The organism is Janthinobacterium sp. SUN137, from assembly GCF_030587265.1.
Lineage (GTDB): Bacteria > Pseudomonadota > Gammaproteobacteria > Burkholderiales > Burkholderiaceae_D > Janthinobacterium > Janthinobacterium kumbetense.
In genome coordinates, this window is record NZ_JAPWHZ010000001.1 from 282,498 (window position 1) to 303,005 (window position 20,508).

The 20,508-nt window shown below is 63.8% G+C and carries 22 protein-coding genes; 7 read left to right on the forward strand and 15 right to left on the reverse strand.

The window, feature by feature from the left end; genetic code table 11:
* The first annotated feature begins 24 nt into the window (after positions 1-24).
* On the forward strand, positions 25-453 hold the full coding sequence (locus O3298_RS01365; protein ID WP_176388401.1) for a group III truncated hemoglobin: 429 nt from the start codon (positions 25-27) through the stop codon (positions 451-453).
* Here the strand turns inward: O3298_RS01365 and O3298_RS01370 are convergent.
* The 15 genes from O3298_RS01370 to O3298_RS01440 form a co-directional block, all read right to left on the reverse strand.
* On the reverse strand, positions 450-1,208 hold the full coding sequence (locus tag O3298_RS01370; RefSeq protein WP_305058347.1) for an rRNA pseudouridine synthase: 759 nt from the start codon (positions 1,206-1,208) through the stop codon (positions 450-452). The two genes, O3298_RS01365 and O3298_RS01370, sit on opposite strands and share 4 nt — an antisense overlap.
* 99 nt (positions 1,209-1,307) lie before the next feature.
* Positions 1,308-2,225: an SAM-dependent methyltransferase gene (locus O3298_RS01375; protein ID WP_099667142.1), complete on the reverse strand. Its 918-nt coding sequence runs from the start codon at positions 2,223-2,225 to the stop codon at positions 1,308-1,310.
* On the reverse strand, positions 2,212-2,406 hold the full coding sequence (gene iscX / locus O3298_RS01380; protein WP_071322763.1) for a Fe-S cluster assembly protein IscX: 195 nt from the start codon (positions 2,404-2,406) through the stop codon (positions 2,212-2,214). The genes O3298_RS01375 and iscX overlap by 14 nt, the downstream gene beginning before the upstream one ends.
* Position 2,407: 1 nt before the next feature.
* Positions 2,408-2,749: an ISC system 2Fe-2S type ferredoxin gene (fdx, locus tag O3298_RS01385; RefSeq protein WP_034750070.1), complete on the reverse strand. Its 342-nt coding sequence runs from the start codon at positions 2,747-2,749 to the stop codon at positions 2,408-2,410.
* A gap of 71 nt (positions 2,750-2,820) precedes the next feature.
* Positions 2,821-4,701 (reverse strand): Fe-S protein assembly chaperone HscA, encoded by a 1,881-nt coding sequence (hscA, locus tag O3298_RS01390; RefSeq protein ID WP_305056252.1) that lies wholly within the window; start codon positions 4,699-4,701, stop codon positions 2,821-2,823.
* Between the two features lie 108 nt (positions 4,702-4,809).
* Entirely contained in the window at positions 4,810-5,325 is a 516-nt protein-coding gene (gene hscB, locus O3298_RS01395; protein ID WP_230520945.1) for a Fe-S protein assembly co-chaperone HscB, read from the reverse strand.
* Positions 5,326-5,391: 66 nt separating this feature from the next.
* Positions 5,392-5,712, reverse strand: coding sequence for an iron-sulfur cluster assembly protein IscA (gene iscA / locus O3298_RS01400; protein ID WP_010399774.1), 321 nt, complete (start codon positions 5,710-5,712; stop codon positions 5,392-5,394).
* 51 nt (positions 5,713-5,763) lie between these two features.
* Positions 5,764-6,153 (reverse strand): Fe-S cluster assembly scaffold IscU, encoded by a 390-nt coding sequence (gene iscU / locus O3298_RS01405; RefSeq protein WP_305058348.1) that lies wholly within the window; start codon positions 6,151-6,153, stop codon positions 5,764-5,766.
* Positions 6,154-6,208: 55 nt separating this feature from the next.
* On the reverse strand, positions 6,209-7,465 hold the full coding sequence (locus O3298_RS01410; protein ID WP_099667139.1) for an IscS subfamily cysteine desulfurase: 1,257 nt from the start codon (positions 7,463-7,465) through the stop codon (positions 6,209-6,211).
* 40 nt (positions 7,466-7,505) lie between these two features.
* On the reverse strand, positions 7,506-7,982 hold the full coding sequence (iscR, locus tag O3298_RS01415; RefSeq protein WP_065310626.1) for a Fe-S cluster assembly transcriptional regulator IscR: 477 nt from the start codon (positions 7,980-7,982) through the stop codon (positions 7,506-7,508).
* A gap of 216 nt (positions 7,983-8,198) precedes the next feature.
* Complete coding sequence (locus O3298_RS01420; protein WP_251351403.1) at positions 8,199-8,750, reverse strand: NADAR family protein; 552 nt, start codon at positions 8,748-8,750, stop codon at positions 8,199-8,201.
* Between the two features lie 38 nt (positions 8,751-8,788).
* The gene (locus tag O3298_RS01425) at positions 8,789-9,568 is read right to left on the reverse strand and encodes a uracil-DNA glycosylase (RefSeq protein ID WP_305058349.1); all 780 of its coding nucleotides are present in this window, start codon (positions 9,566-9,568) and stop codon (positions 8,789-8,791) included.
* Positions 9,569-9,701: 133 nt separating this feature from the next.
* Entirely contained in the window at positions 9,702-10,352 is a 651-nt protein-coding gene (maiA, locus tag O3298_RS01430; protein WP_305058350.1) for a maleylacetoacetate isomerase, read from the reverse strand.
* A gap of 11 nt (positions 10,353-10,363) precedes the next feature.
* Positions 10,364-11,392, reverse strand: coding sequence for a fumarylacetoacetate hydrolase family protein (locus O3298_RS01435; RefSeq protein WP_305058351.1), 1,029 nt, complete (start codon positions 11,390-11,392; stop codon positions 10,364-10,366).
* A 62-nt stretch (positions 11,393-11,454) separates the two neighbouring features.
* Positions 11,455-11,988, reverse strand: a complete 534-nt coding sequence (locus tag O3298_RS01440; protein WP_225241978.1) for a VOC family protein — start codon at positions 11,986-11,988, stop codon at positions 11,455-11,457.
* Positions 11,989-12,106: 118 nt separating this feature from the next.
* Between O3298_RS01440 and O3298_RS01445 the strand changes: the two genes are divergently transcribed.
* The 6 genes from O3298_RS01445 (at position 12,107) to O3298_RS01470 (ending at position 20,407) form a co-directional block, all read left to right on the forward strand.
* On the forward strand, positions 12,107-13,042 hold the full coding sequence (locus O3298_RS01445) for a LysR family transcriptional regulator (RefSeq protein ID WP_077407156.1): 936 nt from the start codon (positions 12,107-12,109) through the stop codon (positions 13,040-13,042).
* A 54-nt stretch (positions 13,043-13,096) separates the two neighbouring features.
* Positions 13,097-13,681: a gamma-glutamylcyclotransferase gene (locus tag O3298_RS01450; protein ID WP_289911476.1), complete on the forward strand. Its 585-nt coding sequence runs from the start codon at positions 13,097-13,099 to the stop codon at positions 13,679-13,681.
* A 212-nt stretch (positions 13,682-13,893) separates the two neighbouring features.
* Positions 13,894-16,296, forward strand: coding sequence for a sigma 54-interacting transcriptional regulator (locus O3298_RS01455; RefSeq protein ID WP_305058352.1), 2,403 nt, complete (start codon positions 13,894-13,896; stop codon positions 16,294-16,296).
* Complete coding sequence (locus O3298_RS01460; RefSeq protein ID WP_305056247.1) at positions 16,271-17,491, forward strand: DUF917 domain-containing protein; 1,221 nt, start codon at positions 16,271-16,273, stop codon at positions 17,489-17,491. Before O3298_RS01455 ends, O3298_RS01460 begins: the two co-directional genes overlap by 26 nt.
* On the forward strand, positions 17,488-18,201 hold the full coding sequence (locus tag O3298_RS01465; RefSeq protein WP_289916439.1) for an aspartate/glutamate racemase family protein: 714 nt from the start codon (positions 17,488-17,490) through the stop codon (positions 18,199-18,201). Before O3298_RS01460 ends, O3298_RS01465 begins: the two co-directional genes overlap by 4 nt.
* 295 nt (positions 18,202-18,496) lie before the next feature.
* On the forward strand, positions 18,497-20,407 hold the full coding sequence (locus tag O3298_RS01470) for a S8 family serine peptidase (protein ID WP_305056246.1): 1,911 nt from the start codon (positions 18,497-18,499) through the stop codon (positions 20,405-20,407).
* The last annotated feature ends 101 nt before the right edge of the window (positions 20,408-20,508 follow it).

Here is a 20,508-nt window from a genome sequence, read left to right on the forward strand (position 1 = left end):
GGGGCTCTGCGATCATGGCATGCCATGAACAATACCGCCCCCCTCCCCCACACCCGCTTCGCTCCCTACCGCGAGGAAGTCTGCAGCGAAGACGAAGTCAAGCATCTCGTCCACACCTTTTATGCGGCCGCGCGCGACGATGCCATGCTGGGCCCCATCTTTGCCGCCGAGGTCAAGGATTGGGATGCCCACCTGGCCACACTGGTCGATTTCTGGTCAGGCTTGCTGCGCGGCACCATGCGCTACCACGGCAAGCCGCTGGCCCAGCACGCGCAAATGGAACACCTCACACCCTGCATGTTCCGCCGCTGGCTGACCCTGTTCTTCGCCACGACCGAGAGCATGGGCAATGCGGCCTTGCAAGAGAAGGCCGACACCATCGCCTTGAATATTGCCGAACGGCTATGGAAAAGCTTTGCAGAAAGCCATTCCATCGTGGCGCCGCAGCTTTAGAAGCGTTCGTAACCCTGTAGATATCGCCATTGCCCCACGGGCATGGCGCCCATCGGGATGCGGCCGATGCGCAAGCGCTTCATGGCGACGACGTCCAGTCCCACCATCTTGCACATATGGGCGATCTGGCCCGGCTGCACGTTTTTCAGGGCGAAACGCAAACGCGTTTCATTTTGCCAGCTGACCTTGATCGGCGGCAAAGGCTTGCCATTGAAGGGCAAGCCGTGATTGAGCAGCGCCAGGCCGTTTTCCATGATGTCGCCGGCCACTTCCACGATGAATTCCTGCTCCACCGTTCTCGCTTCGTCGACCAGCTTGCGGGCGACGCGGAAATCCTGTGTGAATACCAGCAAGCCGGACGCCATGGTGTCGAGCGGATTGGTGATGGTCAGGCCGATCAGGTGGCGCTTGAGGAAGCGCGTGACGGAACTGGGCGCCACGTTTTCCGGCGTGAAGATCTCTTCGGGACGCAAACAGCTCAAGGCTGGCTTGCCTTCGCTGCCCACGCCGCCGTTGATGCCGGCCGGCTTGTGCAGCAGAATCGTTACGGGCGGCATTTCTTCCAGCGTCGCGTTCGGCAGCAGCACCACCGTTTGATTGTCGGCCACGCGCGCGCCCGACTCTTCCACCAGCTCGCCGTCGACCGTCACCCAGCCGCCCTCGATATACAGCTCGGCCTCGCGGCGCGAACAGGGCACGTCTTCAGACAGGCGCTTGGCCAGGCGGACGGTGGGCATTTCAATAGGTGTGGTCATGGAGGAGGCGCAAAAAGCAAGAGGAGGAGAAAGCCGGTATTGTAACCGACCCGCTCCTCCCCTCGTTTGCCCTTGCGGATACTTTGCCCTGCGGATACTTTACGCGCCCGCCTTGGCCAGCTCTTCAGCAAAGAAGCGGTGACCCATCTCTTCCAGGCCCAGGGTTTGCAGCACTTCCTGCAAGCGTTCCGTCGGACGCTGGCGCGGCAAGTTCTTGTAACTGGCGATGATCAGTTCATTCTTCATCGAATGCTCCCAGCCCACCAGTTCCGTCACGCTGACCTGGTAGCCATGCGCTTCCAGCTGCAAACAGCGCAGCACGTTGGTGATCTGGCTGCCGAACTCGCGCGTGTGCAGCGGGTGGCGCCACAATTCCGTCAAGACATTCTTGCCCAGGCTCTTGCCCTTGTTCTTCTTCAATACGGAGGCGACTTCCGCCTGGCAACATGGCACCAGCACCATGAATTTCGCCTTTTTCTTCAAGGCAAAATGAATGGCGTCATCGGTGGCCGTATTGCACGCGTGCAAGGCCGTGACGATGTCGATCTGCTGCGGCAGCAAGGTCGATTCCGTCGATTCGGCCACGGACAGCGGTAAAAACGACATGCCGGGGAACTTGAATTTCTTCGCCAGCTCCTGCGAGCGCTGCACCAGTTCTTCGCGCGTCTCGATGCCATAGATGTGCGAACCGTCGTTGCCATTCTTGAAGAACAGGTCATACAGGATGAAGCCCAGGTAGGACTTGCCGGCGCCGTGGTCGACCAGGGACACGCCAGGGTGATCGAGCTGCACTTCGCGCAGCAGCGGCTCGATGAATTGCGTCAGGTGATACACCTGCTTGAGCTTGCGGCGGCTGTCCTGGTTCATCTTGCCGTCGCGCGTCAGGATGTGCAATTCCTGCAGCAAGGCGACCGACTGGCCATCCTTGATTTCGGGCATGTTGCTGGCGGCGGTGATGACGTCTTTCGGCGCGGCGACTGCGGTGGCGGCGGCTGCCGCGCCCTTAGCGCGCTTCATCGATCCACGCCATCTGTATCGCTTCGAGCACTTTTTCGCCGCCGCGCGTGTGGTCATCGTCGAAGCCGTCCAGTTCCACCACCCAGTTGTGCAGGTCGGTGAAACGCACGGTCAGGGGATCGATGTCCGGATGCGCATCGTACAGCGCCTCGGCGATCACGTGAATGTCGGACCATTTCATGTTAGTGGCTGCCTTCGCTGACCTGGTTGATCGTGTATTTCGGGATTTCGACGACGAGGTCGGCCTCGGCCACGATGGACTGGCACGACAGGCGCGACACGGCTTCCAGGCCCCAGGCCTTGTCCAGCATGTCCTCTTCCAGTTCCGTCGCTTCGTTCAGGGATTCGATGCCCTCGCGCACCAGCACGTGGCAGGTGGTGCAGGCGCACGATTTTTCGCAGGCGTGCTCGATGTCGATGTCGTTTTCCAGCAGGATGTCGCAGATGGACTTGCCGGCAGGGGCTTCGATGACGGCGCCGTCCGGGCAAAGCTTGGCGTGCGGCAGGATAACGATTTGTGGCATGGTGTCTTCTTTCAGTCTGTCATTCGGAGCGCGGCCGCGGCGAGTGCCTGCGGCGCGCTGTTCAATTAGTTTTATACGACTTGATCCAGGGATTTACCCGTCAAGGCCGTGCGCACGCTGCGGTCCATGCGGCGCGAGGCGAAATCCTCGGTGCCGTCGGCCAGCGCCTCGATCGCCAGCTTCAAGGCCTGGTGATCGATGGCGCCGCTTTGCGATTGCGCAATGGCGTCGCGCACCTTGTTCATCAGGCTGTCCACGGCTGCGCGTTCGGCTTCATCGAGCAAGCCGCCGTCTTCATCGAGCGCCGACTGCGTGGCCAGCAGGATGCGTTCCGCTTCCACCTGCTCTTCGCGCAGCGCGCGCGCCACCATGTCGACGTCGGCCGAGGTGTACGAATCCTGCAACATGCGGGCGATATCGTCGTCGCCCAGGCCGTAGGCCGGCTTGACGCTGATCGACGCTTCCACGCCCGAGCGCAGTTCGCGCGCCGAGACGGACAGCAAGCCGTCCGCATCGACCTGATACGTGATGCGGATGCGCGCGGCGCCCGCCACCATCGGCGGAATGCCGCGCAGCTCGAAGCGCGCCAGGGAACGGCAATCGCTGACCAGTTCACGCTCGCCCTGCAGCACGTGCACGGCCAGGGCCGTCTGGCCATCCTTGAAGGTCGTGAATTCCTGGGCGCGCGCGCACGGTATCGTCGAATTGCGGGGGATGATCTTTTCCACCAGGCCGCCCATGGTTTCGATGCCCAGCGACAGCGGGATCACGTCCAGCAGCAGCCAGTCGTCGCCGGCGGCGCGGTTGCCTGCCAGCAAGTTCGCCTGGATGGCCGCGCCCAGCGCCACCACTTTGTCGGGGTCGATGTTCGCGTGCGGCGTCGTGTGGAAGAACTCGCTCACGGCGCGCTGCACGTGCGGCATGCGCGTGGCGCCGCCCACCATCACCACGCCATCGACGTCGTCCGCATCCACGTTCGCGTCGCGCAAGGCTTTCTTGATGGCGTTCATGGTTTTCACGACCAGGTGCTGCGTCATGGCGGCAAAGTCGGCTGCCGTGATGCGCAGATGGATTTCTTCGCCCGAGTTCAGCTTGGCGTCGATCGTCGTTTCCGACTTAGTCGACAGCAATTCCTTGATCTCGCGCGCCTTCACCATCAGGATGGCCGTGTCTTCGTCCGACAGCGGCGCCAGCTTGGCGTGCTCGCTGATCCAGCAGAACAGGCGGCGGTCGAAATCGTCGCCGCCCAGGGCCGAGTCGCCGCCCGTGGACAGCACTTCGAACACGCCCTTGCTCAATTTCAAGATCGAGATGTCGAAGGTGCCGCCGCCCAAGTCATACACGGCGTACACGCCTTCGGACGCGTTATCGAGGCCATACGCGATGGCGGCGGCCGTCGGCTCGCTCAGCAGGCGCAAGACATTGATGCCGGCCAACTGGGCCGCATCTTTCGTGGCTTGCCGCTGTGCATCGTCGAAATACGCTGGTACAGTAATCACGGCGCCCACCAGGTCGTCGCCGAGCGAATCTTCCGCGCGCTGGCGCAGGGTGGCGAGGATTTGCGCCGACACTTCGACGGGGCTTTTCACGCCGGCCACGGTTTTCAGCTGCACCATGCCAGGCGTGTCCTGGAAGTCGTAGGGCAGGTTTTCCGCGTAGGCGATGTCGGCCAGGCCGCGGCCCATGAAGCGTTTCACGGAAACGATGGTGTTCTTCGGGTCGGTGGTTTGCGCAGCCAGGGCCTTGTAGCCGATGTTCGCGTGGCCGTTCGGCAGGTAGCGCACGACGGAGGGCAGCAGGGAGCGCCCGTCTTCGTCGTTGAGCACCTCGGGAATGCTGTTGCGGACGGTGGCGACCAGGGAATTGGTGGTGCCGAGGTCGATGCCGACGGCCAGGCGGTGCTGGTGCGGCGCGGTCGACATGCCTGGTTCGGAAATTTGCAGAAGTGCCATTGTATTCGTGCCTCGATTAATTTTTTGCGTGATGCAGTTGATGCCTGACGCGCATTATAAGTCGCGGGCCAGACTGGCGCTTGGCACGCCGGTCAAGCGATCGCCTGGTCAAGCCTCGATGGCCTCATAGGCAAAACGGACTTCCTCGCCGAATTTGTCGAGGAACATCAGGGCGCGCACGCTTTGCGCGGCATTCGCGTAGTCGGCCGCGTCCAGCTGGGCCGCCACCTGGGCCAGCAAGGCCTTGCGTTCGCCGCGCAGCTGGCGGTCCAGGGCGTCGAGCGCGTCGGCATCCTTGCCGGCACGGGCGTCGCCCAGCTCTTCGCGCCATTCCATCTGCTGCATCAGGAAACTGACGGGCATGGCCGTGTTCGACTCCGTCTGCAGGTCGACGCCATTGAGTTCGCACAGGTATTGCGCGCGTTTTTGCGGGCTTTTCAGGGTTTGATAGGCTTCATTGGCGCGCGTGGCCCATTGCATCGCCACGCGCTTTTCAGCACTGCTGGCATTGATGAAGCGGTCCGGATGGACCTTGCCCTGCACGTCGCGGTAGGCCGCGTCGAGCGCGCTCATGTCGAGCGAGAACTGCGCCGGCAACTGGAATAATTCGAAGTGGTTTTGCATAATGGTCGGTGGTCGCTGTACCGCAATCGATGGGTACAGCGCACCGACCGGGGTCTTGCCAGCTGTTTAAATCCTGAAGGACTCGCCGCAGCCGCAGGCGTCTTTTTCGTTCGGATTGTGAAACTTGAAGCCTTCGTTCAAGCCTTCGCGCGCGAAATCGAGTTCCGTGCCGTCGATGTAAGGCAAGCTTTTCGGGTCGACGAAGACTTTCACGCCGTGCGATTCGAAGACGCTGTCTTCGGCCGCCACTTCATCGACATATTCGAGCTTGTAGGCCAGGCCCGAGCAACCCGTGGTGCGCACGCCAAAGCGCAAGCCCATGCCCTTGCCGCGCCGTTCGATATAACGGTTGATGTGTTTCGCCGCTTTTTCGGTCAGTGTGATCATGTATTTCTCCGTAACTGCCCCGGCCTTGCGGCCGGGGCGGGCTACCAACGTTTAAGCTACCGCTGGGTGACGGGTCTGGTAATCCAGCACTGCCGCCTTGATGGCATCTTCCGCCAGGATGGAGCAGTGGATCTTCACTGGCGGCAGAGCCAGTTCTTCGGCGATCTGCGTGTTCTTGATGGCCAGCGCCTGGTCCAGGGTCTTGCCTTTCACCCATTCGGTCACCAGCGAGCTCGAGGCGATGGCCGAACCGCAGCCATACGTCTTGAATTTCGCATCTTCGATCAGGCCGTCGGCGCCAACCTTGATCTGCAGTTTCATCACGTCGCCGCAGGCAGGCGCGCCTACCATGCCGGTGCCGATGGTTTCATCACCCTTGTCGAAAGCGCCCACGTTGCGCGGGTTTTCGTAGTGATCGAGTACTTTGTCCGAGTAAGCCATTTTGATGCTCCTTAAATATTCTTGCCGGCCCTGTCCAACAGGGCCAGGGTATTGGTTAGTGGGCAGCCCATTGGATCGAATTGATATCGATGCCATCTTTAAACATGTCCCACAGCGGCGACAGGTCGCGCAGCTTGTGTACTTTCGATTTCAGCAGGTTCACGGCGAAGTCGATGTCTTCCTCGGTCGAGAAGCGGCCGATGGTGAAGCGGATCGAGCTGTGCGCCAGTTCGTCGCTGCGGCCCAGGGCGCGCAGCACGTACGATGGCTCCAGGCTGGCCGAGGTGCAGGCCGAACCGGACGATACGGCGATATCCTTGATCGCCATGATCAGCGACTCGCCTTCGACGTAGTTGAAGCTGACGTTCAGGTTGTGCGGCACGCGGTGTTCCATGTCGCCGTTGATGTAGACTTCTTCGATCTCTTGCAAGCCTTTGGCCAGGCGGTCGCGCAAGGCCTGGATGCGGCCGATTTCGCTGTCCATCTCTTCCTTGGCGATACGGAACGCTTCGCCCATGCCGACGATCTGGTGCGTCGGCAGGGTGCCCGAACGCAGGCCGCGCTCATGGCCGCCACCGTGCATCTGCGCTTCCAGGCGCACGCGCGGCTTGCGGCATACGTACAGGGCGCCCACGCCTTTCGGGCCGTAGGTTTTGTGTGCCGTGAAGGTCATCAGGTCGACCTTGGTCTTTTGCAGGTCGATGACGACCTTGCCCGTCGCTTGCGCGGCGTCGCAATGGAAGATGATGCCTTTCGAGCGGCAGAATACGCCGATCTCGTCGATCGGCTGGATCACGCCGATTTCGTTGTTCACCAGCATCACCGACACGAGGATGGTGTCCGGGCGCACGGCCGCGGCCAGCTGCTCGACGGTGATCAGGCCGTTGTCCTGCGGTTCCAGGTAGGTCGCTTCAAAGCCGATGCGTTCCAGTTCGCGCACCGTGTCCAGCACCGATTTGTGCTCGGTCTTGACGGTGATGATGTGCTTGCCCTTGGTCTTGTAGAACTGCGCCGCGCCCTTGATGGCCAGGTTGTTGCTTTCCGTTGCGCCGGAGGTCCAGATGATTTCGCGCGGATCCGCGTTCACCAGGGCCGCCACGTGGCCGCGTGCCTCTTCCACGGCTTTTTCCGCCGTCCAGCCGTACATGTGGCTGCGCGATGCCGGATTGCCGAACTGCTCGCGCAGGTAAGGAATCATCTTGTCGGCGACGCGTGGATCGATCGGCGTCGTGGCCGAGTAATCCATGTAGATCGGGAAATGCGGTGCGGTTTCAAAGTGCACTTGGCCTACGTTTTTTTCTGGGGCGTTCATCAATAACTCCTGCAATCAGCAACTGGTATTTTTGTCATTATCAACCGAGGGCGGCGTGGTTACGGTGCATCACCATCACGCTTTGCTCGGCATTCTTTTGTCTCTGCTGGTCGACCAGGTCCTGCAAGGACACAGAATCCAGATAATCGACCATTTTTTCGTTGAGTGTGGACCACAATTCATGCGTCATGCAGCGCGCGCCCGTGGCCGCGTCGGCGCCGTGGCAATGTTCCTTGCCGCCGCACTGCGTGGCGTCCAGCGGTTCGTCGACGGCGATGATGATGTCGGCCACCGTCACTTTGTCGGCGCGGCGCGCCAGGCTGTAACCGCCGCCTGGGCCGCGGATCGATTCGACGATCTCATGCCGGCGCAGCTTGCCGAACAGCTGCTCCAGGTAGGACAGGGAAATCGACTGGCGCTGGCTGATACCGGACAAGGTGACCGGTCCCTTGCCCTGGCGCAGGGCAAGATCGATCATCGCTGTCACGGCAAAACGGCCTTTTGTAGTCAGACGCATACATCCTCTGGTCAACTGGTTTAAAATATTGCGGCTTTTCAACTCCTCAAACCCCGAGTAGTTGAATGATTTAGTCAAGTATAACAAATTCGGCGGGGTTTGTCAGAGCGCCCCTCGATGACCACAGGGCTGGAAGGGGCATGGCCGGCCGCGCCAGGCGCGGCGGCATCAGGAAAACAACAGTCGGGAAGTCACGGGCGGGTGCAGCGTCAATTTTCAGCCCCGCAAAGCGGTCCGCACTTTCATCAGTTCAAACCCCAGCAGGTTCAAGCCGTCCCAGCGGGCCGGGTCCAGGATGCGCGGATTGTCCGACGCCAGGCCCACGCCCCATATCCGGTCGACGGGACTGGCTTCGACGATGACGCGCTCGCCCGTGCCCAGCAAAAACTTGCGCAGCGCAGCCTTTTGCGAGAACTTGGCAAAGTTGCCATCGAAAACGATGCCGGCGCGCGCCGCTTCCCACACCCTGGCGTCGAAGTTCGCCACTTCGCGACCCAGCTTCTTCACTTCCGACGGCCGCTCGGCCGCCACGATGCGCGCCTGCACGGCCGTGTCGCCAAACAGGGCCGCCTTTTGCGCCATCATGTAATGCTCGGCCGTCGCATACGTCACGCCGGCCAGACTGAACGGCGACGGAAACCACTGGCTGAAGCAGCTTTTGTCGGGCACCTGCGGCTGCGCTGGCGTGTGCCCCCAGAAATACAGATAGTCGGGCACGCCGCCCGCCGCGATCCACGCCTTCAATTCTTCCACGTTACTGATTTGCATATTCCCCGCACTTCCGCCAGACAGGCGATGATTCAAGCTCAAGCACGCAATAGTTGCATGGGGCCAAACAAGGCCTGCATGTCACGATTGCCGATAAAGGACAGATTATACGGATGTTCCGCCGTCACCTGCGGCAAGGATGCCGCCACCGGCAAGCGTTTGATCAGCTCGGCGATCTTGCCCCACAGTACCAGTTGCGGCTGCACCGCCCCGCCCTGCCCCGCCAGCGCTTCCAGCACCACTTGCAGGAAAGGCAGCCAGCCGCGCGCATCCTGCACGGGCGGCACGTGGGAACGGAATACCAGCGCCGCGTTCAGCAGCAAAAAGCCCTGCTCCGTCATCTTGCGCTGCAAGTCGGGCAGGGTCTGGATCACGCCGCTGTCCGCTTGCAGCGCGGCGGCCGCCACGGGCGCCATGGCCGCGCCGGACGTATCGCCGCCCTGCAGCTGGCCATCGGCCACCAGCAGCATCTTCATGAAGTTGCGCAAGGAGGTGGCGCGGTTGACGGGTTTCGACAGCCCCGTCGCCGACCACAGGCTGCCGACGGCGCCATCCATGAAGCACACGCCCGTGGCGCTGTCGGCGCGCGGATACGGCCCCTCGCCCACCAGCACGTAGCGCACCTGCGCCAGCGGCAGGGCGAAGGCGGCGAACAAGCGGCCCTGCGTGGGCAGGTAATCGTCGGCGGCCAGCGCCGGCAGGTAGGCGGGATCGGCCGCCATCACGGCCTGCAAGCCGCGCAGCAGGATGGGACGCCAGGAAGCGTGCGCCAGGGACAGGGCATCGGTGATGCTGGCAGGAACGGTTGTTGCGGTCATGGGGACGTGAAGTATTTGGGCAAACGCAAATTGTAGCGCACCGGCAAGATGGCATTGACTGATCAAAATCAAGCACGCATAAAAAAACCCCGCCTGTTGCCAGACGGGGCTTCCCGCACCGCGCCGTGTGTTGCTATTCGGCGTCAGGCTGCTGCGACGGGTGCGCCGCAATAAACGCTGGCAAGCCGGCGCAATGCGCATGGATGCGCGCCACGCGCGGATACGGCGCCAAATCGATGGCAAAGCGCAGCGCATTGAACACTTGCGGCACCAGGCAGCAATCGGCCATCGTCGGGCTGTCGCCGTGGCAGAACAGACCCGTGCCGGCAGGATCGCCCTGCGCCAGCAGCGCTTCCACGGCCGCCAGTCCCTCGGCCATCCAATGGCGGTACCACTCCTGCTTGACCTCGTCCGACAGCCCCAGGGTGGTTTTCAGGTACTTCAGGACGCGCAGATTCGTCAGCGGATGGGCGTCGCAAGCGATGGCCAGCGCCAGCGCGCGCACGCGCGCCCGTTCCAGCGGGTCCGCCGGCAGCAAGGGCACGCCAGGGCGCGTCTCTTCCAGATACTCGAGCATGGCCAGCGACTGCGTCAGGATGGCGCCGTCGTCGTCGAGGGCCGGCACCAGCGCCGACGGATTGACGGCGCGGTAGGCAGGCAGCAGCTGCTGGCCGCCATCCTGCAGCAGATGCACGGGGATGCTGTCGTAAGCGATACCCTTGAGATTCAAGGCGATGCGCACGCGGTAGGCGGCCGAACTGCGAAAATAGGTGTACAGCTTCACGGGCGGCCTCCTCAGGCGCGCGTGGCGCCAGCGTACAGGGCCACGGTCTGCTCGATGCTGCCGAAGATGCTGGCGCCGGCCGCGTCGCGCATCTCGATGCGCACCGTATCGCCGAACTTCAGGTACGCCGTCTTTGGCGCGCCGTGTTCGATGGTTTCATACATGCGCACTTCGGCCAGGCAGCAGTAGCCGACGCCGCCGTTCTCGATGCTGGAGCCGAACAGGTTGCCCTGCTTGTTCGACACGGTGCCCGAGCCAACGATAGTGCCGGCGCCCAGTTCGCGCGTCTTCGCCGCATGGGCGACCAGTTGCGCAAAATTGAAGGTCATGTCTTCGCCCGCATTCGGCTTGCCGAACGGCTTGTCGTTCAGGTCCACCAGCAGCGGCAAATGCAGCTTGCTGTCCGCCCAGGCCGCGCCCAGTTCATCTGGCGTGACGGCGACGGGCGAAAACGCGCTGGCCGCCTTCGACTGGAAGAAACCGAAACCCTTGGCCAGTTCGCCCGGAATCAGGTTGCGCAGCGAGACATCGTTGACCAGCATGACCAGGCGAATCGCCTTCGCCGCGTCATCCGCGCCGGCGCCCATGGCCACGTCGCCCGTGATCACCGCCACTTCCGCTTCCAGGTCGATGCCCCACTCTTCCGACAGGGCGAAGACGGGGTCGCGCGGGCCGATGAAGCTGTCCGAGCCGCCCTGGTACATCAGCGGGTCCGTGTAGAACGAGGCCGGCACTTCCGCGTTGCGCGCCTTGCGCACCAGCTCCACGTGGTTGATGTAGGCGGAACCGTCAGCCCACTGGTAGGCGCGCGGCAGCGGCGAGTGGCACTGATTGGCATCAAACGGCTGCGCGTCCGGCGCCTGGCCCGCGTTCAGGTTGGCGTACGCCTGTTCCAGCTTGGGCGCGACGGCGTCCCAGTTGTCGAGCGCCGCCTGCAGGGTGGGGGCGATGGCGGCCACGCGCTGGTACTGGCGCAGGTCGCGGCTGACGAGGATCAAGGCGCCGTCGCGGCTGCCGTTTTTCAGGGTTGCGAGTTTCATGGTATTCCTGGTTCGGTGTATTGGTCAGAGAGTGTCGGTCTGCAGCAGTCAATCTGCTGCGCTCAGGCGTCGGCCGGCGCGTGCATCCAGGCGGCGTGCTTGGGCGCGCGGCGCGTCTGCGACCATTCTTCCAGCATTTCCCATTTGACGGCGTCCAGTTTGGCCATCATTTCCGGCGTGCCCACGTTGGCCGCCAGCTCCAGGCGGTGGCCGTTCGGATCGAAGAAATAGATCGACTGGAAGATGGCGTGGTTGACGGGGCCCAGCACCTCGACGCCGCCGGCCACCAGGCGCTCCTTGGCGGCCAGCAGTTCTTCCATGCTGCCCACTTCCAGCGCCAGGTGCTGCACCCAGGCCGGGGTATTGCGGTCGCGGTCCATCGGCGGCTGCGTGGGCAGCTCGAAGAAGGCCAGCACATTGCCCTGGCCCGCGTCGAGGAACACGTGCATGTACGGGTCCGGCGCCTTGGTCGACGGCACCAGGTCTTCCGCGATGGCGAGGACGAAATTCATGTTCAAATGCTTGACGTACCACTCGACGGTTTTCTTCGCGTCGATGCAGCGGTAGGCGACGTGGTGGATTTGCTTGATTTTCATGCGGTCTGTCTCCGATGGATGGCGCCCTGGGCGCGATATTTTTCAGCTTTTCACCATTAGAATCCAGTTACAGCTATCATACAAACAATTTTTAACCATCGATTTATCGGATTATCTTATGAGTCCCAGCCTGCGACAGATGCGCGCCTTCGTGGCGCTGGCCAAGACGGGCAGTTTCACCCTGGCCGCCGAATACCTGCACGTGACGCAGTCCGCCTTGAGCGGCTTGATCAAGGAACTGGAAAGCGTGCTGGGCGTGCGCGTGGTCGAGCGCAGCACGCGCAAGACGCAGCTGTCGGAAATCGGCCGCGAACTGTATCCGCTGTTCGAGAAGATGATCGAGGACCTCGACGGCGCCATGGCCGGCATCGCCCAGCGCAAGGCCCTGAAAACGGGCATGGTGCGCATCGCCGCGCCGCAGATGATGGCGTGCACCCTGCTGCCGGAAGTGATCGCCGCCTACCGCCAGGCGCACCCGGACGTGCAGCTGCGCCTGGTTGACTGCCCCGTGGAGAATGTCTCGGCGCGCGTGTTCAGCGGCGAAGTCGATTTCGGCATCGGCCCCGAGCGCGACCCGACGGCGGAAATCGCCGCGCAGGTGCTGTTCGAAATGCCCTTCGTACTGGTCTACCCCGAGCAGCATCCGCTGCGGCAGAAAGAGCGCGTCACCTGGGCCGACGTGGGCGACTACCCATTCATATCGCTGCAGGGCCAGTTCACGGAACGCCTGCTGCGCGACATGCACGGCGCGTTTCGCGAGCTGTCGCTCAATCCCTACAATGAAGTGACCTTCATGACGACGGCGCTGGCCATGGTCAGCGCCAACCTGGGCATCACGGTGTGCCTGCCGTACGCGGAACCGATGGTCAAACTATACAATTTGCACATGCGCGCCCTGCACGAACCGGAACTGACGCGGCGCTTTTTCGTCTACACGAAGACGGGACGTTCGCTGTCGCCGGCGGCCGAAAGCTTCATGGCCTTCCTGTTCCGCTTTGTCGAGACGCACGAGTGGAACGTGGGAGCGGGCGGCCCGGCTGGCGCCGTTTTATAATCGCGCATTGCCCCCCTCACCGCCCGCACCATGACCCAGCCCGACCTGTCCGCCATTGACGCCGCCACCATCGCCATCAACCAGCGCATGACCACATTCGACGGCCATGCGCAGGTCTGGCTGTTCGGCTATGGCTCGCTGATCTACAAGGCCGATTTTCCCTACATCGAACGGCGCCCCGCCAGCATCGCCGGCTGGACGCGGCGCTTCTGGCAAGGCTCGCACGACCACCGGGGCACGCCGATGGCGCCGGGCCGCGTCGCCACCATCGTGCCGCAGGCGGGCGCCGTGTGCGACGGCATGGCCTACCTGATCACGCCCGAAGTCTTTGCCCACCTCGACCACCGCGAAAAGAACGGCTACCTGCGCCTGGCCACCGAGATCACCTTCGACGATGGCAGCAAGGCCGAAGGCCTGGTGTACATCGCCAACGAGGAAAACGCCGCCTTCCTCGGCGCCGCCCCGGAACTGGACATCGCGCGCCAGATCGCCCGATCAAGCGGCCCCAGCGGCCCGAACAGCGACTACCTGCTGCACCTGGCCAGCGCCCTGCGCGAGCTGGGCAAGAGCGATCCGCACGTCTTTGCCATCGAGCAACATCTGGCGCAATTGAAGGATGCGCCGCCTGCCGCGCAGTGAGCTGCGGCGGGCCGCCGGCTTGCATGATGCAAGCGATGAAAATCTTTTTATTGTGACAATTGGCGACTATCGCCGTTTCATTAACGCCCATAATCGGAACGCGCGATTCCTTTATGCCCGAGTAGGGCAATGGCACGCGTCAGGAGGCAGCGGGGCAAAACAAAAATGATGGCCCTGCACGATCGGAGCGAATTCATCGGAGCGAGACGACCATGTCCGACAGGTCTATGCTGCAACAGCATGGCAGGCAGCCGCATTACGTTCTGCCCGGGACGGGCACCATTGCTCCTGTGCAAGCCCCCCTACACCGCGCCAGCCTCGGGGGCGGGCTGAACGTCATTGGCAGCTCCCCCATCTTCCAGCGCCTGCTGCGCATGGTCGACGCCGTGGCGCCGACCCGCTGCACGGTGCTCATCAGCGGTCCCACCGGTTCCGGCAAGGAAATCATCGCCCAGCTCGTGCACCGGCAAAGCGGCGATCCCGGCGCGCCCTTTGTCGATCTCAACTGCGGCGCCCTGCCGGAACACCTGATCGACGCCGAACTCTTCGGCCATACCAAGGGGGCATTTACGGGAGCGCTGAGCAGCCGCGCCGGTTTTTTCGCCCAGGCGGGACAAGGTACGCTGTTTCTCGATGAAATCGGCGAATTGCCGCTGGCGGTACAGAGCAAGCTGCTGCGCGTGCTCGAATCGCGCTGTTTCCGGCCGCTGGGCGGCGGCGATACCCAGCCGTTCAACGGCCGCATCGTGGCCGCCACCCATTGCGACCTGGCCGCGATGGTGCAGGCGGGCCGTTTCCGCGAAGACTTGTATTACCGGCTGGCGGTATTGAAACTCGACGTGCCGGGCCTGGACCAGCGCCGCGGCGACGTCGCCGCCCTCGCCGCGCACTTTGCCGGGCAGCAAAAGCGCCCCATCCGCTTTACCGCCACCGCCATGGAACGCCTGGGCCGGCATGCCTGGCCCGGGCATATCCGCGAACTGCGCAACCTGGTGGAACGGCTGTCGATACTGGCCGAATCGGCGCTGATCGATGCCCACAGCCTGGAAGCGTTCCTGTCGGCGGGCAAGCCGCAGGACGCCGATCACACGCTGTTGGCGGAAGCCCTCATGCGGCTGGACGGAGACGACAAGCTGGCGGCCGCCGAACAATTGCTGATCGACTATGCGATGCGCCTTGCCGAAGGAAACAAGACGACCGCGGCCCGCCACCTGGGCATCAACCGCAAGGTCATCGAACGCCGCGTGCATGGCGACGAGGAGCGCAGCAATTTCGCCCGCGTCTGCCTGCTGGAGGGACGCGCGCTGATCGAGGCGGCCCGCTTCAAGGAAGCCATCGAGGTGTTGCGCCGCGGCCTCACCTTGCTGGCCGCCGATGCGCATCCCTGCACCGCGCGCCGCCTGAGCTGCGACCTGCACCGCTGGCTGGCGATTTCGCACCGCGGCATCAGCGGCTGGCAAAGCGCCGAAGCGCTCGCCTGCTACCAGCAGGCATTGCAGGAAGCGGCGGCGCTGGGCGACGAGGTGGAAATCACCGCCCTGCGGTTCGGCATCTGGAGCTCGCAACTGATGGCGCTGGACCTGGTGGCGGCGCGGGCAACGGCGCAAGACATGCTGCAGCGGGCGCAAGCGATAGGCGACACGGATTTGCTGTCGCAGGCCCACCTGGCCCTGGCCAACACGCTGTTCTGGCTCGGCGACTACCGCGAGACGCTGGCCTGCCTGGCGCGCGGGCACCTGCTGTGCGGCGCGGCAGCTGCCGACACGGGCGGACAGGGCCTGGACATCGCCGCGCTGTCGACTACGTTCGAAGGCCTGTCCTGCTTCCAGAGCGGCGCCTTCCGGCGCGCGCGCGCGGTGATGGAACACCTGGCGTTGCGCGGCGGCGCCGACAACCCGCACCCCTTCCATCGCGCCATCGCGCTGCAAGGCGCCGCGTGGCTGGCCTGCATGTTCGAGGACTGGGTCCGGCTGGCAAGCCTGGCGGCGGACCTGCAAACCGTCGCCAGCGAATACGGCTATCAATTCTACCTGGGAGTGGGCCAGATATTCCATGCCTGCGCATTGGCAACAGGCAACATCCATACGCAGACCGAACAGCGCATCGCCGACGGCTACCAGCAATACATGCTGTGCGAAGGCGGCATGCTCTTCCATTCATTCCAGGCCTGGAAGCGGGGCGAACTGCTGCTGTCGGCAGGCCAGCCATCGCAAGCCCGGCAATTGCTGCACGGCGCCATCGAATTGGCGCTGGAACATGGCGAACGGGCCTACCTGGTCGAATTGCTCGACATGCATGCCCGGACGTGGATCGCGGTGGGCGACCTGGACAACGCGGAACGCGAACTGGGCAGTGCGCTGTCGACCGCCAAGGCGCTGGGCGCCGCGGCCGGCAGCCTGCTGGTGGCGACCCGCCTGGCGCAACTGCTGCTGCAGCGCGGCCGCCGGCACGAAGCACTCGATCACCTCACGCGCGCCTTGCGCGGCGTGGAACGCGACACGGCTTTTCCCCGGTTTGCCCAGGCGCTGCAGTTGCAGGCCGTCCTGGCGCAAACCATTTCCATGCCATGCCAACCTGAGGACCCGCAACATGAGCTATGTGCTGAACCACGATGACCTTGAATCGCTGTTGCTGGGCGCCTGCTTCTTCGGCAGCGGCGGCGGCGGCACGCTCGCTTCCGCGCGCAGCCTGCTGGCCCAGTTCCACGCCGGCGATTATTATCCGGACGCCCAGGTGCGCGTGGTCGGCGTCGACGAAGCCACCGCTGGCGAAACGGTCATGGTGGCTTACCTGGGTTCGCCCGTGGCGATCAATGGCGCCCATTTTCCGCAGGGCCCCGTCGACGCCGTGCTCGCCGTCAGGGAGCGCCTGGCGCTGGAAAATCGCACCTTGGCCTACCTGGCGCCGCCCGAGAGCGGCGCGCTGGGGTTTCTCGTCGCCTGCCTGGTCGCCGCCCGCCTGGGCCTGGCCGTGATCGACGCTGACGGGGCCGGCCGCGCCGTTCCCTCGCTGCCCCAGCTGACGTATGCGGCCGCGCACATCAATCCGCGCCCCGCCTTCCTCGTCAGCCAGACGGGGTTGCGCGTGGAACTCGACGTCCAGCCCAGCCAGGGCGTGAACGGCGCCCATGCCCACCAGCAAGACGTGGCAACGATCATCGACCAGATGATGCGCCCCATCGTCTCGCAGGCCGATTTCAAGCAGTTCGGCGGCCTGGCCATGTGGATCATGGCGCCGGCGGAGCTGGCCCGGGCGCTGCCCGTGCGCGGCACCCTGGGACGCGCCCTGCGCCTGGGCCGCGAACTGCAGGCAGGCCGCTTGCGCAGCGCGGAGGAAGTGGTCGATTATCTTGCGCGGCAATGCGACATGCGCGCCTGGCCATTGTTTCCACAGGGCACGTTCGTCGCCGCCGAAGTCGACTCGCGCAATGGCTTCGACCTGGGCAAGATCACCATCCGCGCGGGTGAGCGGCTTTGCACGGTCCTGTACCAGAACGAATCGCTGCTGGCCTGGGACAGCAGCCGCAGCACGCCCCTCTGCATGGCGCCCGACACCATCAGTTACTTTGTCGAGGGCGATGGCCAGGCCGTGTATTCGAATGGCGACTTGCTGCTGCCGGACGGCACGCTCAACCCGGCCTTGATGCAGCGCAAGGTGACGCTGCTGGGTCTGCAAGCCCATCCGGCATTGCGGGAACGGGACGGCCTGATACTCGACAGCTTCATGCAATTGATCAACGCCATCGGCTACCTGGGACCCTACGTGCCGCTCACGGGCAACGCCGGCGCAGCGGCAGGGAGCGCCGCATGAAGCCGCTGCGCATCTGCATCGTGGCGCCGGTGGCCACGTCCATCTACAACCAGCGCCTGCTCGACGCCATCGAGCCCGTGATGCCGCCCGATGTCGAAGTGTCCGTGCGCAATATTTCTACTGGGAACGACTGCATCGAATACCGCGTCGACTGGCTGCAAAACGGCTATCCGGTAGTGCAGCTGGCCAGGGAAATCGAACGCGAAGGCTATGACGGCATCTGGCTCAGCGACTTCGACATGTGCGGCGTGGAGGCAGCGCGCGAAGTGATCGACATCCCCATCCTGGGCGGCTTCCCGCCCGCCGCCTTTACCGCGCTGGCCCTCAGCCAGCGCCTGTCGATCATGACGATACTGCCCAGCACGCTCGCCATGCAGCAGGGCCACATGCAGACCTACGGCTTGCAGGACAGCTTCGCCTCCATCCGCTCCATCGACTGTCCCGTCGCCGACCTCGGCAAGCTGGACACGGTGGTCGAAAAAACCTTCAAGGCCGCCATGCTGGCCATACAGGAAGACGGCGCCCAGTCCATCCTGCTGGGCTGCACAGGCTTTGTCGGCGTCGCCGCGCGCGTCAGCGCGCAGCTGGAAGACGCGCTGCAGACCTATGTGCCGGTCATCGATCCGAACCAGGCAGGCTTCAGCTTCCTGGTGTCCCTCGTGCGCATGCGCCTGCGGCCCAGCCGCGCCTGCTACAGCAAGGATAGCTGAACCGCCGCACGCGCCCGCGTCACGCCATGCCGTGTCCCGGGCGCCCCCTCCCCGTCCTTGCCGCCTGCCGTTTTCGTCCATCCCGCTCAACAAGGGTGGACGATATCCGCCAACATTATTGCAACACGACAATGCAAATCCGCCCCATCCCTTGAAAATCAAGCACTTGGTCTTCTGGCACGCCCCTTGCTAAAGATCATGCTATCGGCGCTGGAGCAGCAGGCGCCGCAGCAGGCGGGCGGAGCACCTCAAGCGGTGCGCCGCACGCCCTCCAGGACCCAGCAAGGAGCACCGCGTGCCGACGACCATGGAAGTATCCACCACCCACGACAGCCTGACCAATCATGGCTTGCTGCACGGCCTGGCTGCCTTGCAAGATGGCAACACCGGCTGTGCCGACATCTGCATCGCCGTGCTCGACGGTCCCGTCGATACCAGCCATCCCTGCTTTGCCGGCGCCAGACTGCAACTGCTCGACACGCTCGCCACGGGTGCCAGCGGCAGCGGCCGGGCATCGCAACACGGCACCCATGTCGCCAGCATCATCTTTGGCCAGCCGGGCAGCCCCGTCACGGGCCTGGCCCCCCATTGCCGAGGCTTGATCCTGCCCATCTTTGCCGACCGCGCCGACGGCGCACTGACGCAATGCACGCAGCTCGACCTGGCCCGCGCCATCACCCAGGCCGTCGAGCACGGCGCGCACATCATCAATGTCAGCGGCGGCGAACTGTCCGACAGCGGCGCCGCCGATGGCCTGCTGCAAAAAGCCATACAGCTGTGCCATGAACGCAACGTCCTGCTGGTCGCGGCGGCGGGCAACGACGGCTGCGATTGCCTGCACATCCCCGCCTCCATCAAATACACGCTGGTCGTCGGCGCACTGGACCGGCAAGGCGCGCCCATGCCCAACAGCAACTGGGGCGAAGCCTATCGCGCGCGCGGCATCATGGCGCCCGGCACCGACATCCTCGGCGCCGCGCCCGCAGGGCGGGTGCGGCTCAGCAGCGGCACCAGCTTTGCCACCCCGATCGTCTCGGCCATCGCAGCCTTGCTGCTATGCCGGCAACACCAACATGGGGATCGTCCTGACCCTCGTGGAGTTTGCAGCGCATTGCTGCAAAGCGCAACGCGTTGCAACACCAATGGCGAGCTGGACTGTCGCCGCCTCCTGACTGGGACATTGAATGTGCCGGGCGCCACTCAACTATTATTAAAAGGGAAAATTGAAATGTCAGACGATACTGTGATTGAAGCGAGCCCAGCCAATGCCGACACTTCCGCGCAGGCGCATCCGCTCAGCATTCCCATGCTGGAAACCCCCTCCCTGGCCAACCTTGCGGGCCCTTCCGGCGCGACGCGGCAAGGCATCGCCGCTTCCGGCATCGATGCCTCCGATTGCGGCTGCGGCGGCAGCGCCAAGGGCCCGACCCTGGTGTATGCGCTGGGCAACCTGGGCGTCGACTTCGGCAGCGAAGCGCGCCGCGATTCCTTCGTCCAGGCCATGCCACCAGGCAGGGACAATCCGAGCGATCCGCAGCAATTGATCGAATTCCTGCGCGCAAAGCCATATTTCCGCCAATCGCTGACCTGGACCGTCAACCTGGACGCCACGCCGATTTACGCGGTCGTCCCCGTCGGTCCGTATGCCGACATGACCTATGAACTGCTGTTCGAGGCCTATGTCGGCACCATCGATGGCCTCGTCGTCATGAATTCGTTTCCAGGCGTAATCTCGGGCGCCGCCAGGCTGATGTCCGGCCAGGTCGTTCCCGTGATCCAGCCGGCCATCCGGGGCATGTTCAGCTGGAATGTGCCGCAGCTGATCGACAGCCTGATGGCGGTGCAGGACAGCCTGGACATCAACAGCAGCAACACGGGCGCGCGCCTGGAAAACTTCCTGAACCGCATCTATTACGACTTCCGCAACCTGGGCGTCACGGGCATGGACCGCGCGCTCAACTTCTCGGCCACGAATGCCATGCAAGCGGCGGAAATGCTGGCCAAGACCACGGGCATGCAGCTCGATACCATCGTCGTGCAACAGAGTCCCGTGTGCCGCCCGGGCTCCGAGTGCTACGACATCATCATGACCTTCTTCAACCCGGAAAACCTGCAGGTAGCCAACACGGTCGCCCGCTTCGCCGTCGACGTCAGCGATGTGATACCGGTCAGCGTCGGCGCAGTGCGCTACTGGTCGCAACGCTAACGTCAACAGCATTTGAATTGTCGGGGCTCGTGGGCGCAGCGATGCGTGCACGCGCTTCAGCATACGGTCGTTGGCGGGAAACGATCAGCACCGTACTTCGG